At 62.2% G+C, this 16632-nt stretch carries 16 protein-coding genes; 10 read left to right on the forward strand and 6 right to left on the reverse strand.

Annotated features, from left to right (window positions below; all coding sequences use genetic code 11):
- Positions 1–149 precede the first annotated feature (149 nt).
- The 5 genes from HDG33_RS19460 to HDG33_RS19480 all read left to right on the forward strand — a co-directional run bounded on the left by HDG33_RS19460 (position 150) and on the right by HDG33_RS19480 (position 5872).
- Positions 150–2081: an AMP-binding protein gene (locus HDG33_RS19460; protein ID WP_260330507.1), complete on the forward strand. Its 1932-nt coding sequence runs from the start codon at positions 150–152 to the stop codon at positions 2079–2081.
- A 19-nt stretch (positions 2082–2100) separates the two neighbouring features.
- On the forward strand, positions 2101–3312 hold the full coding sequence (locus tag HDG33_RS19465) for an acyl-CoA dehydrogenase family protein (RefSeq protein WP_184032192.1): 1212 nt from the start codon (positions 2101–2103) through the stop codon (positions 3310–3312).
- Positions 3313–3390: 78 nt separating this feature from the next.
- Positions 3391–4551: an acyl-CoA dehydrogenase family protein gene (locus tag HDG33_RS19470; RefSeq protein WP_184032193.1), complete on the forward strand. Its 1161-nt coding sequence runs from the start codon at positions 3391–3393 to the stop codon at positions 4549–4551.
- Between the two features lie 19 nt (positions 4552–4570).
- Positions 4571–5308 (forward strand): enoyl-CoA hydratase, encoded by a 738-nt coding sequence (locus HDG33_RS19475; protein WP_184032194.1) that lies wholly within the window; start codon positions 4571–4573, stop codon positions 5306–5308.
- 69 nt (positions 5309–5377) lie between these two features.
- Positions 5378–5872, forward strand: a complete 495-nt coding sequence (locus HDG33_RS19480; protein WP_184032195.1) for an SDR family NAD(P)-dependent oxidoreductase — start codon at positions 5378–5380, stop codon at positions 5870–5872.
- Positions 5873–6021: 149 nt separating this feature from the next.
- Here HDG33_RS19480 and HDG33_RS19485 read toward each other — a convergent pair whose 3' ends face one another.
- Entirely contained in the window at positions 6022–6957 is a 936-nt protein-coding gene (locus HDG33_RS19485) for a FadR/GntR family transcriptional regulator (protein ID WP_184032196.1), read from the reverse strand.
- Positions 6958–7181: 224 nt separating this feature from the next.
- Here HDG33_RS19485 and HDG33_RS19490 point away from each other — a divergent pair, with 224 nt between their 5' ends.
- Entirely contained in the window at positions 7182–8291 is a 1110-nt protein-coding gene (locus tag HDG33_RS19490) for a hypothetical protein (RefSeq protein ID WP_184032197.1), read from the forward strand.
- A gap of 67 nt (positions 8292–8358) precedes the next feature.
- Here HDG33_RS19490 and HDG33_RS19495 read toward each other — a convergent pair whose 3' ends face one another.
- The 5 genes from HDG33_RS19495 to HDG33_RS19515 are packed head-to-tail and all read right to left on the reverse strand — an operon-like array spanning position 8359 to position 12927.
- Complete coding sequence (locus tag HDG33_RS19495; protein ID WP_184032198.1) at positions 8359–9135, reverse strand: enoyl-CoA hydratase-related protein; 777 nt, start codon at positions 9133–9135, stop codon at positions 8359–8361.
- Between the two features lie 43 nt (positions 9136–9178).
- Entirely contained in the window at positions 9179–9943 is a 765-nt protein-coding gene (locus HDG33_RS19500; protein WP_018425530.1) for a glucose 1-dehydrogenase, read from the reverse strand.
- 38 nt (positions 9944–9981) lie between these two features.
- Positions 9982–11235: a CaiB/BaiF CoA-transferase family protein gene (locus HDG33_RS19505; protein WP_184032199.1), complete on the reverse strand. Its 1254-nt coding sequence runs from the start codon at positions 11233–11235 to the stop codon at positions 9982–9984.
- A 2-nt stretch (positions 11236–11237) separates the two neighbouring features.
- The gene (locus HDG33_RS19510) at positions 11238–11714 is read right to left on the reverse strand and encodes a MaoC/PaaZ C-terminal domain-containing protein (protein ID WP_184032200.1); all 477 of its coding nucleotides are present in this window, start codon (positions 11712–11714) and stop codon (positions 11238–11240) included.
- A gap of 49 nt (positions 11715–11763) precedes the next feature.
- Complete coding sequence (locus tag HDG33_RS19515; protein ID WP_184032201.1) at positions 11764–12927, reverse strand: acyl-CoA dehydrogenase family protein; 1164 nt, start codon at positions 12925–12927, stop codon at positions 11764–11766.
- A 389-nt stretch (positions 12928–13316) separates the two neighbouring features.
- On the opposite strand from HDG33_RS19515, the gene HDG33_RS19520 reads away from it, so the two are divergent.
- The 4 genes from HDG33_RS19520 (at position 13317) to HDG33_RS19535 (ending at position 16617) form a co-directional block, all read left to right on the forward strand.
- Positions 13317–13682 (forward strand): Zn-ribbon domain-containing OB-fold protein, encoded by a 366-nt coding sequence (locus tag HDG33_RS19520; protein WP_018425526.1) that lies wholly within the window; start codon positions 13317–13319, stop codon positions 13680–13682.
- Positions 13683–13741: 59 nt separating this feature from the next.
- Positions 13742–14893: a thiolase gene (locus HDG33_RS19525; protein ID WP_184032202.1), complete on the forward strand. Its 1152-nt coding sequence runs from the start codon at positions 13742–13744 to the stop codon at positions 14891–14893.
- A 105-nt stretch (positions 14894–14998) separates the two neighbouring features.
- The gene (locus HDG33_RS19530; RefSeq protein ID WP_184032203.1) at positions 14999–15799 is read left to right on the forward strand and encodes an enoyl-CoA hydratase/isomerase family protein; all 801 of its coding nucleotides are present in this window, start codon (positions 14999–15001) and stop codon (positions 15797–15799) included.
- Positions 15800–15810: 11 nt separating this feature from the next.
- Positions 15811–16617 (forward strand): enoyl-CoA hydratase/isomerase family protein, encoded by an 807-nt coding sequence (locus HDG33_RS19535; RefSeq protein WP_184032204.1) that lies wholly within the window; start codon positions 15811–15813, stop codon positions 16615–16617.
- Positions 16618–16632 lie beyond the last annotated feature (15 nt).

The raw sequence follows: 16632 nt of genomic DNA on the forward strand, positions 1-16632 counted from the left end.
ACGTGGCTGGGATTTCGCGTTATTCTGGTTCAGCAAGATGATCGACGTTCAATTATTGGTTGAACTTGGCCCGCAACATTTCCAGGTATCGGAAGGCGATGCGAGCGCTCGCGGGACATGACTCGCCAGATAACAACAGGACGACTCAGATGGATGCAGGTACGGCTTCGCACGATGCCCTGATGGATGTGCCGTTTCGCCCGATTCGCGTCGGCAGCATGGATGCCATCGTCGAGCGAAGGCCAGACGGAAGCGTGGTGTATGAACTGAAGGAACCGCTCCAGGCGTATCCCGTCCGCTTGACGGAGCGGCTCGAACACTGGGCGAGCGTCACGCCCGAGCGCGCTTTGCTTGCGCGGCGGACGCCGGACGGCAAGTCATGGGAGTCTCTGACCTACCGGCAGGCGTTCGACGGTGCGCGTGCGCTGGGGCAGGCGCTGCTCGATCGAGGATTGTCGCCGTCTCGTCCGTTGATGATTCTTTCCGATCGAAGCTTTGAACACGCGCTCTTCGCGCTCGCCGCATTGCACGTCGGGATTCCCTATATTCCGGTGACGCCCGCGTATTCGCTGTTATCGCAGGACTTTTCGAAGCTCAGGCAACTCGCGGCCGTATGCACGCCCGGCCTCGTCTTCGCAGATGACGGCGCGCAGTATGGCCGCGCATTGCGTGAGGTGTTCGGCGACGTGGAATGTGTCGTCGTCGGTCCGTTGCCGGCGGGTCGTGGCGGTTCGCGCGTCGCGCAGTGGCTGAAGACGCCGATTGCAGCCGACGTCGACAAGGCGTTCAAGGCAGTCGGCCCGGATACGGTGGGCAAGATCATGTTTACTTCGGGAACGACAGGCGCACCGAAAGGCGTGATCTATTCGCAGCGCATGTTGTGCAGCAATCGACAGCAAGTCGCCCAGGTGTTCGCGTTTCTTCAGGACGGGCCATCGGATCTCGTCGACTGGCTGCCTTGGCATCACACTTTTGGCGGCACGCATAACTTCGGCATGGTGCTGTACGGCGGGGGGACTTACTACCTGGACCCAGGCAAGCCAACGCCGGAGGAAATTGGCCCGACGGTGCAGGCATTGCGTGAAATCGCGCCGGCGGTCTACCTCAATACGCCGCAAGGGTTGGCCTCGCTCATTCCGCATCTGCAGGCGGACAAGGCACTGCGCGAGAAATTCTTTAGCAAACTCGCGCTCATCTACTACGGCGGCGCAAGTCTGCCGAAATACATCTGGGCTCAACTCGACGAGCTCGCGGTGCGTACCATCGGCCAGCGTGTGCTCATCATGTCGGGCATCGGCAGCACAGAAGCAGGCCCAACGCCGCTATCGGCGGCCTGGGATCCGCGACGGGAAGCGATTGCGGGGTTGCCCGTGCCCGGCGTCAAAGTGAAGGTGGCGCCGGTCGGCGCGAAGCTGGAAATCCGTTTCCTCGGCGACTGTGTGACGCCCGGCTATTGGAAAGATCCCGAGCGCACCGCCGCCGCGTTCGACGAGGAAGGCTATTTCCGCTCCGGTGACGCGGCAACGTTCATCGACCCGCAGCGCCTCGAACTGGGACTGCGCTTCGACGGACGCATTGCGGAAAATTTCAAGCTGTCCTCGGGCACTTGGGTCAACGTCGCCGAGTTGCGACTGTACGCGCTGAACGTGTTGGGCCCGTATGCGCGGGATATCGTGATTGCCGGGCACGACCGCGACTACCTGAGCGCGCTCGTCTTCCCTGACATCGAAGCGTGCCGTGCGCTTTGCGATGACCTTCACGATCCGATGCCGGGCGCCGACCAGATCATCAACAGCCGCGGCGTGCGCGCGTTCTTCCAGACCGGACTCGACCAGCTCGCCGCGCGTCCTGGCGGCAGCTCTACGCGCATTGCGCGCATCGTGCTCGAAAGCGAGCAGCCGACGCTCGATAACGGCGAATTGAGTGCAAAGAGCGCAATCAGCCAACGCAATGTGCTCGAGCGACGGCGCGGTGTCGTGGACGAGCTTTATTGCGTGCCGCCCACGCCGCGCACATTGGTCGGCAACGCTGGCGCAGCAGCGGGCGCAGATCGAGGCGCGCGCCGCGGTTCAACGTACTGAAAACGCTGGAAGTTAAACCATGGATTTTCGCGTAGATCCCGCGGACATCGCGTTCCGCAAAGAAGTTCGTGCGTTCCTCAACGAGCATTTGCCGGCCGACCTGGCCTTTCGCGGGCAGCAGGGCTTTCTGGCAGGTGACGACGATTCACAGCGCTGGACTCGCATCTTGCACGAAACGCACGGCTGGTCAGTGCCGCATTGGCCGGTTGCTGACGGCGGCACGGGGTGGACCGCGATGCAGCGTTACATCTTCGAGGAAGAATGCTATCTGGCAGGCGCACCGATACAGAATCAGGCGGGCGTGTCGCTCGTCGGACCCGTGATTTGCGAGTTTGGCAACGAAGAGCAGATGCGGCGCTTTCTTCCTCCTATCCAGCGTGGTGAAGTGTTCTGGGTACAGGGTTTTTCAGAGCCGGGCTCGGGTTCCGATCTTGCATCGCTACGTACGACGGCGGTTCGCGATGGAGACCACTACATCGTCAATGGACAGAAGATCTGGACCAGCTTCGGCGCCTACGGTCAATGGAATTTCGTGCTGGTCCGCACGGATAGCGAAGCGAAGCCACAAAAGGGCATTTCCTTCCTGCTGCTCGACATGTCGTCGCCGGGCGTTACCGTACGGCCGATCGCGTCGCTCGATGGCTGCCATCACCTGGCGGAAGTCTTCTACGACAACGTGCGTGTGCCTGCTGAAAACCTGATCGGCGAGGTCAACAAGGGGTGGGGATACACCAAGTTTCTGCTCTTTAACGAGCGGGCGTTTCTTGGCGCTGAAGCGCCTGCCCTCAAGCGCTATCTGCGCAAGATCCGGCACTACGCCTCGCGCGAACGGATGGCCGGCAAGCCATTGATCCAGGATCCGACGTTTGCGGCACGTTTGGCGCAGCACGAATTGGAGGTTCGCGCTATCGACATGGCGGTGCAGAAAATCCTGCATCAAGGGATAGACGAGCGCAGCGGCGGTATGGCGATCGGATCCATGCTCAAAGTGCGCGGATCTGAACTCCATCAGAAGCTCACGGAGATGCTGCTGGAGGTGATCGGCGATTATGGCGCCGTGTTCTATCCCGATCCGAATGAAGAGCAAGAGCTGCGCGAGACCCAGTTCATCGGACCTGAATACGCGCCAGGCCTGGCGGCAGAGGTCTTCTATCGGCGGGCTTGCTCGATCTATGGCGGGACGGCCGAAATTCAGAGAAACATCATCGCCAAAGCACTGTTCGATCTTTGACGCGATATCGAGTCACGAACGGTCTTCGATCCCCGAGACGTGGGATCGCATCAATTGCCGGCATAAAAAGGGTGCAGCATGGACTTCGAGCTGAGCGACGAACAGCGGATGTTGCAGGAAAGCGCGCAACGCTTCTTGCAAAAGAGTTATACGTTCGAACATCGTCGCAATCTTGCTTCGCAAGGAGGCGGATTTTCGCGCGAGACGTGGCGTACGTTCGGCGAAATGGGTTGGCTCGGTGTCGCGGTGCCGGATGAATTGGGCGGGCTCGGTTTCTCGTCAGTCGAAAGCGCCATCGTGGCCGAGCAGATCGGGCGCGCGCTGGTGCTGGAGCCATACGTGATGTGTGGTGTGTTTCCTGCGTCACTTGTCACGCGCTGCGGGCGAGACGGGCAGCGCGAGGCGATACTTGGCGAGATCGTTTCGGGCGAGACTGTCTATGCAGTCGCGCAAAGTGAACGTGAAGCGCGGGGTCAGGTGCATTACGTGACGGCCGCCGCGAAGAAGACAGAGGACGGGTCGTGGCGGCTGGACGGCTATAAGACGCTCGTGGTTGGAGCGCCCGTTGCAGACCGTCTGCTCGTCGTCGCTCGCGCGGCGGGTGCAGCCGATGCCACGGACGGCATCGGGGTTTTCGTCGTCGATCCGAAGCAGGCAGGCGTGACGCTGAAGACTTGCGCGTTGCTCGACGGCACGCCATCTGCGGACTTGCTGCTCGATGGTGTGATCGTCGCAGAATCGAATGTTCTGGGTGAGGCTGGGCGAGCGTTCGAAGGACTGCAGGCCGCCGTTGACGAAGCGGTCGTTGCGATCTGTGCCGAACTGGTGGGCGATATGGAAGACGCTATCGAGCTCGCGTCGGAATACTTGAAAACGCGCAAGCAGTTCGGGGTGGCGATTGGCAGCTTCCAGGCGCTGCAACACCGGATGGCCGACATGGCGATCGAAGCGATGCAGGCGCGCGCAACACTGCACCGTGCGTTGCTCTCTATCAGCGAGGACAGGGAGAACCGGAGCGTCGAAATCTCGGGCTGCAAGGCACAGACCACTCGTAGCGCGAAGTTCGTCACGCAACAGGGTATCCAGTTGCACGGTGGCTACGGCATCACGGATGAATACAAGGTGGGCCATCACTATCGCCGTCATCTGGTGCTCGACGCATTGTTCGGCAACGCGGACTATCACCTGAATCGCTACGCACGCCAGATTCAGCACGAGGCAATGGTCGCGGCGGCGTGAACCCTTTCGAGGCATTGCCATGAACGCGAAAGCAACCGATCTGCTCGGCGTGCAGAGTGACGGAACGGTTCTCACGTTGACACTGAACCGGCCCGCGGCCCGCAACGCACTGAACCTTGCATTGACCGAAGCGCTGGTCGACGCATTGCATCGTTTCGAAGCGGACCAAAGCCTGCGCGTCCTGATCGTGACGGGCGCCGATCCGGCCTTTTGTGCTGGGCTCGACCTGAATGATTTTTCCGCGCCCGATGCGCCGCGCACGCGGGTCGCGGACATGATCGATATGTGGCCGCGCCTCACCAAGCCGGTAATCGCGGCGGTCAACGGCGCTGCCGTTACAGGCGGGCTGGAACTTGCAATGGGGTGCGATTTCATCATCGCGTCCGAGCGTGCGCGCTTTGCCGACACGCACACGAAAATCGGCGCGCTCGCGGGGGGCGGCATGACCGCGAGGTTGCCGTATATCGTGGGTCCGCGGTGGGCGAAGCAGTTCAGCTTGACGAGCGATCCGATTGACGCGGCCACCGCGTTGCGCATCGGCCTCGTGAACGAGGTGGTCAGCCACGATCAACTGATGGAGCGCGCAGCGTCAATAGCGAAGACGATTGCGAGCCGCCGCCCCGAGCTCGTCGCGACGGTCAAGCGCGTGATCGATCAGGGTGCGCTAGCTTCGCTGGAAGAGGCGTTGCGGATCGAAAAGGCTGCATTGGCGCAAAGAAAGCAAAGCGGCGGCATGGCGTGGCAGGTGGGGAAATAATCGCTTGGCTGAGCGAAGCGCGCGACGCGAGGGCTTTCATCGACAAGCCTCCATTTTTGTGGAGTACGTATGCCTTCATCGCTTTTTCACCTCACGGACAAGGTCGCAATCGTCACCGGATCGAGTCGCGGCATTGGCTATGCCAGTGCGCTCGGCATGGCGGAACATGGCGCCAAAGTCGTCGTTTCCGGCCGTAACGCCGACGCCTGCGAAACTGCCGCGCAAGCCATCAACGAAAAGATCGGGACTCGGGTGGCCTTGCCGTTCGCCTGCAACATCGGCCGAAAAGCGGAATTGCAAGGTCTCGTGGTTGCGGCGAACGGCGAGTGGGGCAGGGTCGACATCGTGATGGCCAATGCCGCGATTCATCCGTGGATAGGCTCGGCACTCGAATGGGAGAACGAGGCGATGGTCGAATGGTACCGTGGTCGCAATCCATCACAGCGCTTCGGCGAGGTCGACGAGATCGCTGGGCTAGCCGTGATGCTCGCATCGCGTTCGGGCGGCTATATCAACGGCCAGACGATCGCGGTGGATGGCGGCCACACGATCTCGTTTCGCTGACCTGCAGGAGGGAAGGACATCGTGCGCCCCCAGATGTTCAGGACGCGAATCACCGATCTGCTCGGCATTCGTCACCCGTTACCGAAGAGAACGTTGCCTGCGTGGAGACCGGTGACCTTTGAGGCGGGCAGGCAAGTGCAGCGCGGCCGCTACTCCAGCCACGTCCTGATCCCCGCGATGTAGTCGGCCATTTGCCTGCGAGCCTGCTCTTTATCGCGGGCAATCATCGCGCGCGCGATCTCGCGATGGTATTCCTTGATCCTCGCCACGACGCGGTCGCGGTCCGTTCGGCTGCGCCGATGAAACGTGGAATGCGCATCGGCAAGTTGCAGGACGATGCCGTCGAAGAGACACAGTGCGGGATCGCCGCAAAGTTCAGCGAGCAGGAAATGAAATCGCAGCAACTCATCGGCGCCGGCACGACCGTCGAGTTGCGCCTCGGCCTGAACCTGGTCGTGCACGCGTCGCTCACCTTCATGGTCGAGCCGTTCGATGACGAGATCCAGGACGGCCAGTTCGAGCGTGCGGCGCGTCGCGAGAATATCGCGCGGCGCGATGCCCGCATACTCCAGATAGACGCTGACTGCCTGCATCGTCGCGCTCAGGTCCGGCTGGGCGACGATCACGCCGCCTCCGGTGCCGCGCTGCACCCTCACGATGCAGTGGTGCTCGAGCAAGCGGATCGCTCCGCGCAACGCAGCGCGACTTACTCCATGGACCTTCATCAATTCCTGCTCGGAGCCGAGCGGTAGTCCTGCCGGCCATCCCAGATCGATGACGTGCTTCAGCAGCGCCATGAAGAGCGTCTGCGCGCGCGTGATCGGTGCGCCGATCGCATTGCGCTTGCGGCGCGACTCGGCAGTTTGGGGCAGCGCAGGCGTCATCGCGGCCAGCATCGAGAGCCACTGCTGGCGCGGGGCTTGGGCAGGATGTCTGTTGTCGCGCAGCTTTTCGCGGCGTTGCGCGGCGAACTGGCTGAAGAGGGCGACGTCGGCTGCCGGGACGACCAGTGTCAGGCTCACCATGCCTTCGGCCTTCTTGCGGGTGCGATAAGCGGCGACGCGTTCGGCAGACGACTTTGGCATGTCCGGGTTCAGTATTAAATGCGAACGTCGTTCAATATATCGCACATGATCGTTACGTGTAACGAAGCTTTCGTGCGCGCAGGCAGCGCGCGTTTCCGGACCGCAGAGAAAGCCGGTAAATCAATACGTTAGCTCCTGTGCCCCCGGGCTGATCGCGCGCCGGGCGTGCTCGTGGCCAGACGAGCGGATCGACCGGTTTTCAGCCACGCGCGAGGATACCTATAGTGAGCCGCTCCAACCACTTCACCATCGTGACGGGTGTAACGACCATGAGCGACACCAAACTATCCATGCCGCGCCGCGGCGACTTTGGCTGGCAGCCTCTCGTCAGCACCTTCGAGCCCACCATCGAGGACATGCTGTCCAACCGCGCCTACTTCGGCATGCCGCCCGAAGCGCTCTACCTGTGGGGAACGCTGCGCGACGAGGATGGCGAGATCTATTGCCCGATGCGGCGGATTCCCGCTGGCCTGCAGACCGACGCGAAGGACACGCGGCGGCGTTTCTACCTGTGCACGACGCTCGGCCACGACGACGGCATGCATATGCATCCGGTAGGCAAGGAATCGGTGCCGAACGATGGATTCGCAAGAACGCTCGAAGAGGAGCGCATCCACTGGCGAAGCCATCCGCAGGCGCCCGGCAATCGATTTCACGTCACCTGGACGCCCGAGGATTGCAGTTGGTACGAAGAGAACGGCATGGATATCAAGGGCAAGCTCGTCAAGCCCGGCATGCACTGGTATCTGCCGGGCCGCGACGCGGGCATGTACTACGTCGCGAACATCTTCGAGATGGAAGGGACGATACTCGGAAAGAAGGTACGCGGCATGATCGGCTTCGATCCGATCCATATGTACGAGGGCGGCGAGATCTACAAGACGAAAGATGCGCTGGTGCAGGAGAAGCTGGAACTCGTCTGGTACACGTGGGCGACGCGTTATAAGGATGGCAGCATCGACTTCGGGCACTTCACGCTCGGTAACGACATGTTCGGCTTCGCGATTCTCGGCAACGAGAAGGGCGAGGTGCGCTTTACCTATGACGTGACGGGCACCATCGATTTCGGTGCGAATGGGTATTGGCAGGAAGACATCCGTTACTCGGCGTTCGGCGAAGAATGGGAGTTCATGCCCGATCCGCGCGGGCGTCTGGTCGGTCTCGGGACGCTCAAGAATCCGCAGGTGGACGGCCGCTGGCGGCGCGTGGGCGACGCGCGCGAGCCTGACGTGTGGTTCGCATGGGGCGAAGCCGCCCCGGAGCATGGCAGCCGCCCCATCAACCGGCTCCCGGGGCTTGGCACGCGTGTCGGCGTGAACTTCCGCAAATACTGAACTTCGGCGCGCGTATGCGCAAAGGGCGACGCCGAAGCTGAGCGTCGCCCGCCGGCAATTCCGCCGGTCACTTCACGTACTTGCGAAACTCAGGCTTGCGCTTTTCGCGGAACGCATTGCCGCCTTCCTTCGATTCGTCGGTGTCGTAGTACATCGCCAGCGCCTGCATCGCGAACGCGCCGATGCCGCGGATGTTCTCGGTATCGATATTGAACGAGCGCTTTGCGAGCGCAATAGCGGTGGGGCTCATCTGCAGAATCTCGTCGCACCACTTCTTCGTTTCGGCGTCGAGTTGTTCCGCAGGCACGACGGCGTTGATGAGACCCCAGTCGAGCGCCTGTTTCGCGCTGTATTTGCGGCACAGGTACCAGATTTCCCGCGCGCGCTTCTCGCCGACGATGCGCGCGAGGTAGGCGGTGCCGAAGCCCGGATCGACCGACCCGACCTTCGGGCCGACCTGACCGAAGACCGCGGTCTCGGCAGCGATGGCGAGATCGCAGAGCGTCACCAGCACGTTGCCGCCGCCGATTGCATAGCCGTTCACGCGTGCGATCACGGGCTTCGGAATGTCGCGGATGATGCTTTGCAGTTCCTCGATCGGCAGGCCGACGGTGCCCCGCCCGTTGTAGCCGTCGCCGGACTGGTCGCCGCCCGTGCAGAACGCCTTGTCGCCTGCGCCCGTGAGCACCACGACGCCGATATCCTTGTTCCATCCCGCGAGGCCGAAGGCCTTGATGAGCTCCTCAACGGTGTTGGCGCTGAATGCGTTGTACACCTTCGGGCGATTGATGGTGATCGTCGCGACCCCGTCCGCCTCCTGATAGCCGATGTCCTTGAATTCCATGTCGTATTCCAATGTTGTTGATTGATTGCGTTCGCGCTGCCGTTTATCCAGCCATCGTCAGACCGCCCGACACGCTGATGACCTGACCGCTGATGAACGCGGCGTCGTCACTCGCGAGAAAGGCCACCACCCCCGGGATGTCGCCAGGTTCGCCCATGCGGCCGAACGGCACGGCCTTCACGAGGGCGGCCTTGATGCGCTCGCCTTTCTCGCCCTGCGCGAGGTTGTCGAGAAGCGGGGTCGCGGTCGGGCCGGGGCAAACGACGTTGACGGGAATCATCTGGCGGGCCATTTCGCGTGCCATCGTCTTCGTGAAGGCGATGAGGCCGCCTTTGCAGAACGAGTACACCGCTTCCATCGAGGAGCCCACGCGTCCCGCATCCGACGAGATGTTGACGACGCGGCCACGGCCGCGTTCGGCCATCCGTCGCAGCACGGCATGGTGCATGTTCAGCGGTCCGTACAGATTGATTGCCACCACCTTGTCCCAGAACGGTTTCTCGGTTTGCAGGAAGAACGCACCCATGTCCCAGCCGGCGTTGTTCACGAGAACCTCGATCGGTCCCAGTTCTTCCTCGACTCTCGCCACCGCGGCATGCACACCTTCGTGATCCGTGATGTCGACGCGATAGGCTCGCGCCTTGCCGCCCGCCGCCTCGATTTCCGCCGCGACACGCACGGCGCCTTCTTCGTTCAGGTCGAACAGCGCGACGGTCGAACCTTCGTCGCCGAATCGTCTGCTGATGGCGGTTCCGATCCCACCTGCCGCGCCAGTGACGACGACGACCTTCTCCTTGAGCCCCTTCATTGATTCCCTCCGTGATGTGCGAGGCGCTGTCGCGCCAGTTAATCCTTGCTCAGCGCTTCCGATACGGCTTCGCCCCTTCCTGTGGCCCGGGCGAGGAGCGCGCTCGCTTCGTCCGCGCTATATCCCGCTTCGACCAGAACCTGGATGCTGTGCTCGCCGAGATTCGGCGGCAGATAGCGAACGTTGCCGGGCGACTCGGAGAAGTGCACCGGTATCGAGGTCATGACCATGTCGCCTTCGGTCGGGTGCTCGAAGCGCTGGAAGAACCCGGTCTCCTTGATGTACGCGTCGTGCATCAGGTCTTTCAGGTCGCGCACGGGACCGTGCGGCACGTCCGCCGAGGCGAAGATCGCATTCCATTCCGCAGTTGTCTTGTTGCGGATGGCGTCGCCGACGATGCGATACAGCTCGCTGATGTTGCGCATACGCTCGGCCATGTGGTGGAAGCGCGGGTCGTCGAGCAGATGCGCTGCATCGATTGCGCACAGCACGCGGCGCCATTGCTCGTTATTCACGGCGAGCAGGCAGATATGCCCGTCTTTTGTCGCGTAGGGCCGGCGGTGCGGCGAGAACATGCGCGGATAGCCCAGGCCGGTTCCGTCATTGGAGCCCAGCGCACCTTCCCAAAGATGCTCGAAAAGATTGAATTGCAGCATCGTTTCGAACATCGGCACATGGACGAGCTGGCCGACACCGGTCCGCTCGCGGTGATAGAGCGCCATGCCGATCGACGACGCCAGCACGTAGCCGCAGAACTTGTCGACGATCACGGTGGGGAAGTACCGCGGCGAGCCGTCCGCGTCGCGGTTCATCGCGGCAATGCCGGTTTCGCCCTGAATCACGTCGTCGAAAGCGGGGCGGTCCTTGTAGGGTCCGTCGATTCGATAGCCGGCACCCGACGCGTACACGATGCGTGGGTTGCGCGCCCGCACGGTTTCATAGTCGATGCCGAGGCGCTCGGCGGCACTCGGGCGCATGCTGTGCACGATGACGTCGGCGGTCTCGACGAGCTTGAGCAGCGCTTCGCGGCATTCGGCCTGCTTCAGGTTCAGGATCACGCTGCGCTTGTTGCGGTTCATGATCGTATAGAACACGGCCATGTCGGGGTTGCGGCCAGGGCCATTCTTGCGGTTCTGGTCGCCTTCGGGCGGTTCGATCTTGATGACGTCCGCGCCCATGTCGCCGAGTAGCTGCGTGGCGACAGGACCGAGCACGTTGATGGTCAGGTCGATCACGCGGACACCGGCTAACGGGCCGGTCGCCGGTTCGAGGGGTTGTTGGGGATTTTCCATGCTCAGGCCTTGTATCCCTTGCCTTTAACGAGTCTGAGCGGCGTGTACACCATCACTTCCGTGCCGTCCTGCTTGATCACGCGGTTACGGGTGCGCACCAGCCCAAGTCCGGGGCGCCCCTTGCTAGGCCTGCATTCGATCACCTCGCATGCCACGTGAACCGTGTCGCCCACATAGGTCGGGCCTTTGATGTCGAGTTCCATGTTGAGGAACGCGAAGCCGACGCCCTGCATGGTGGCCTGCGTGAGCAGTCCTTCCATCAGCGTGAAGACCAGCGCACCCGGCGCGACGCGTCCCTTGATGGCCGACTGCTCGCGAAGAAACTCGGTGTTGGTGAACAGAACTTCCAGCATGCCGGTCACCGAAACAAAATTCACGACATCCGTTTCGGTCACCGTGCGGCCCACGGTCTTGAACTTGCGTCCAACCGGCAGGTCCTCCCAGTGAATTCCCAGACCAACCGTTTCGATTTCTTCCATTGCCTGTCCTCTGTCGTTGTCGGCTCGGCTGTTAGCTGAGCTGTCGTTGTCAGTCCTTCTTGATGCGGCCCAGCACGCTGTCCGCGACGATGTTGCGTTGGATCTGGTTGGTGCCTTCGATGATCTGCACCACCTTCGCGTCGCGGAAATAACGGTTGATCGGGTACTCGTTGGAGATGCCTGCGGCGCCGAATAGCTGCACGGCATCGGTCGCGACCTTCATGGCGACATCCGACGCGAACATCTTCGCCATCGCCGCCATTGGGGCGAGTTCACGGCCGCTAACGCCCGCATCGACGAGCGACGCCGTGCGATAGACGAGTTGGCGCGCGGCCTCGGTCTGGGTGACCATGTCAGCGATCATCCAGCGCACACCCTGAAAGTTGCTGATGCTCTGGCCGAATGCAACGCGGTCCTGAATGAATTTGACGGTGTGATCGATCGCGCCCTGCGCGATGCCAACCGCGCGCGCGGCCACGATGGGACGGCTCGTGTTGAGCGCCTCCATTGCCACCTTGAACCCCTGGCCGCCTTCCGGCCCGAGACGGTCTTCCGCGCGGATCAAGGCATCGTCGAAATAAAGGGGGCACGACGCCACGCCGCGCGCGCCCATCTTGTCTTCTTCGTTGCCGATCGTCAGGCCCGGCGTGTTGCGATCGACGATGAAAAGATTGATCCCCAGCGCCTGTCCTTCCTCGTCGAGCGTCCTGGCGGCGACGAGAATGAAGTCGGCGATATGCGAATTCGTGCACCAGATCTTTGAGCCGTTGAGCACATAGCCGCCGTTCTTGCGGCGCGCTGTCGTGCGAATGCCCGAAACGTCGGAGCCGCTTTGCGCTTCGGTAATGGAGAGAGCACCGCGTAAGTCACCGGAGGCGAGCCCTGGCAGAAGGCGGGCCTTCTGCTCTTCCGTGCCGCCTTCAAGAATGGCTCCGAAGGGTGTCCATTGCACGACCAGCAGATAGCCCGTGTTGTAGCAAACCCGCCCGAACTCCTCGACGGCGATGCAGGCCGACATCACGCTGCCGGCGCCGCCATACGCTTCGGGAAACGGCAACGTGAAGAGGCCCAGTTCCTTAAGAAGTGCGTACATGTCGTGCGGATACCCGGCCGTACGGTCGATCTCGTCGGCCCGCGGCGCCACGCGCTCCCGTGCGACGCGACGGATGAGGTCGCGGATCTGAAGCTGGTCGTCTGTTAGTTCGTATGTCACTTCGAGCTCTCTTGCTAACGGTTTTTTCGGGCCGGCCCCCGGATTCGTCTCCGGAGTGGGGATACGTCGCCCCCGCCGGCCACTTCCTGATCACATCCGAAGTAGTCTTCACGTTTATGAACAATGTTCGATAAAGTAAACGAAGGGCCAGGTGATCGTCAAGCGCTGAAACCGGCTCCCGCGGGTTTGTCCGAGGTGCGTCGGGAATTTGGTCGGGATGTAGTTTCAGCCTTGCGCGGCGGGGCACGGCAGGGCTTTCCCGCCGTTGACAGCGCGCTCCCTGTGCGTTTAAGATTTGGAACAGTGTTCGGTTATTTGTTCCATTTTGGCCCGACAGAGCGGCTCGATTCGGCGCGAGCCCATGGCAAAACGATTTGGAGGAGCGGGGAATGGACTCTCTTTGTCCTGAAGTCGATTATCAGAAATTCCTGGCCGAGGGCCGCTTGATGATCCAGCGCAGCCGCGGCAGCGGCCGCTATGTCTTCTACCCGCGGGTGGCTGAGCCGGTTACCGGGATGCGCGATCTGGAGTGGGTCGAAGCCTGCGGGAAGGGCACGGTTTATTCCACTACCGTGGTGCGCCAGAAATCGCCCACGCCCAGCTACAACGTCGCAGTGATCGATCTGGAAGAAGGTGTGCGCATGCTGAGTTGTGTGGAGGGCATCGAGCCGGAGGCCGTGCGCATTGGCATGCCGGTGCAGGCGAAGATCGTGTACCGAGGGGATGCGGCATTGCTTGTGTTCGAACCAGCCTGACGCCCGCTAACCCGCAGCCGGCCGTCAACAGCCGGTCACACCGATGAAAGGTAGATCGAATGGAATTCAACTTGCGCGGGCGTACCGCACTGGTGGCAGGCGCCACCTATGGGATGGGGGAAGCACCTGGCTTGTCGTCGCTGGACCTTGCTGCGCGTGCGTCCGTTGACGCGCTCGCCCAGGTGGGACTTACGCCTGGCGATGTAGACGGCCTTTTCGTGTGCACGCCGGACGACATGCTGTCGGGTCTCACGTTTGCCGAATACCTCGGTATTAACCCGAAGTTCACCGACAACAACCGAAGCGGCGGATCGGCGTTCGAAATCTACGCGCACACGGCGGCCATGGCGTTGTGTACGGGACAGATCGATGTTGCCTTGATTGCATATGGGAGCAATCAGCGCAGCGCGGCGGGCAAGCTCGTGCAGTCGTCGCGTCCTTCGCCGTGGGAGAGCCCGTATAAGCCGATGAATCCGGTGTCGTCGTATGCGCTTGCGGCGGCGCGTCATATGCATCAGTACGGCACGAAGCGTGAGCATCTGGCCGAGGTGGCCGTCGCCGCGCGCAAGTGGGCGCAACTGAATCCGGATGCGTATATGCGCACGCCCATGTCGATCGACGATGTGATGGGCGCGCGCCTCGTGTCGGATCCGCTTTCCGTGCGCGATTGCTGCCTCGTGACGGATGGCGCGGCAGCGATCGTCATGGTGCGCGCCGATCGAGCGCGTGATCTCACCGACAAGCCGGTGTATCTGCTCGGCGCGGCTTCGGCCACTTCGCACCGCGAAATCGCGAGCATGCCGGATCTCACGGTGACTGCCGCAGCGGAATCGGGCAGGCGTGCGTATCAAATGGCGGGCGTGAAGGCGAACGATATCGACGTCGCGATGCTGTACGACGCCTTCACGATCAACACCATTCTGTTTCTCGAAGACCTCGGCTTTTGCCCTAAAGGCGAAGGCGGCCGCTTCGTTTCGGACGGCGGCATCGCGCCGGGCGGCCGGCTCGCGGTCAATACGAACGGCGGCGGTTTGTCGTGCGTTCACCCCGGCATGTATGGGCTGTTCCTGATGGAAGAATCGATGCGGCAGTTGACGGGCCGCGCTGGTGAGCGCCAGATACCCGGTGCGAGGCTGGCGATCGCGCACGGTAACGGTGGTGTGCTCTCGAGCCAGGCCACGGTGATTCTCGGGACGCAGGAAACCCTGTAAAGACACGCTGTGAGACACGCCGCCCGCCAGGGTCACTGTCGACAGCTTTGCATGGGATCGGAGTAAGCGCTAAAGCGCCAACCCCGATCGACAGGAGACGGACAGATGAGCGAAGAGACCAGCAACGATGCAGCAGAGATCGTACAGGTCCGGCAAGACGGTGCAATCGCGATCGTCACATTGAACTATCCCCAACGGCGAAACGCGTTTTCGCTAAAGATGCGCGAGACGTTGTACGCGCAGCTTTACCGCCTGATGCATCATGAGGAAGCCTGCCGTGCGATCGTACTGACCGGCGCGGGCAATACGTTTTGCGCAGGTGGGGACATCTCGGAGATGCAGACGCGCAAGGTGCTCGAATATCGACAGCGCAATGAACTGCCGCTAGATATTTTCAGACTGATGGTGGAAGGCCCGAAAGCGATCGTCGCCGCCGTCGAAGGGTTTGCGTTTGGCGCTGGTCTGTCGCTCGCCGCCGCTTGCGATTATGTCGTCACATCATCGGCCGCGCGCTATGCGAGCGCGTTCGTCAAGGTCGGGCTGCTGCCCGATACGGGGCTCTATTGGTCGTTGTCGCAGCGCGTGGGCGGCGGGCTTGCACGCGAGCTCATGCTGAGTGCCCGGGAGTTCAACGGCGTCGAAGCGGGCGAGAGCGGTTTTGCCAATCAGGTCGTCGAGCCTGGCGAGGCGCTGAACGCGGCCTCGACGGTGGCGCAACAGTACGCGGAACTGCCCTCGGTGGCCACCGCGCACCTGAAGGCCGCGCTCGCCACGGGCATCCGTACGCTCGACGACGCCATCGAAGCGGAAGTCAACCTGCAGCCCATCCTGCGCCGCAGCCGCGAACACCAGGAGGCCGTGAGCGCCTTCATCGAAAAGCGCAAGCCGGTGTTCGTGGCCGACTGAAGGAAGCCAACATGAGCGAAAAAGAAACGGCAGAAAACGATACGACGTCGCTGATCGAGGTGACCCGCGAGGGACCGGTCGCGATCGTGACGCTAAACAATCCCCGACGCCGCAACGCGATGGGACGTCAGATGCGTCAGTTGTTGCGCGACACGATGCATCGGCTGATGGTGGACGATCCGGACTCGCGAGCAATCGTCCTGACGGGCGCGGGCGAGCACTTTTGCGCCGGCGCCGACATCTCCGAGATGACGCAGCGCACGATCCTGCAAAGCCGCGAGATTCTGGCGGAGTCGTGCGTGGTAGTGCGTGAAATGCAGGCGGGACCGAAGCCGGTCGTGGCTGCCGTGGAAGGCGTAGCCTTCGGCGCCGGGCTGTCGCTCGCGGTCGCGACCGACTATGTCGTGGCTGCATCGAATGCACGCTTTTGCGCGGCGTTTCTGCGCGTCGGCCTGATTGCGGACACCGGTATTCTGTGGACGCTTCCGAAGCGCATCGGGATGGCTCGCGCGAGGGAGATGCTCTCGCTCGCCACTGAAATCGACGGCGACAAGGCCGGAACGATTCACCTTGCCAACGAAGTCGTCGGGCCGGGTACTGCGCGCGCAAAGGCAATCGAAGTTGCGCTCGGTCTTGCCGACTTGCCGCCGCTCGGCGTGGCGCTGCTGAAGGACGCGCTGACCAACGCCGCGACGACCATGGAAGGCGCGCTGCGAGCCGAGATCGACTATCAGCCCATCCTGCGTCAGTCGAAAGACCATCAGGCTGCCTGCAAGGCGTTTATGGAAAAGACCAAACCGGTCTTCACAGGTGAGTGAGCGCGGGGAGCAATG

This window comes from Paraburkholderia sp. Cpub6, from assembly GCF_014201065.1.
Classification (GTDB): domain Bacteria; phylum Pseudomonadota; class Gammaproteobacteria; order Burkholderiales; family Burkholderiaceae; genus Paraburkholderia; species Paraburkholderia tuberum.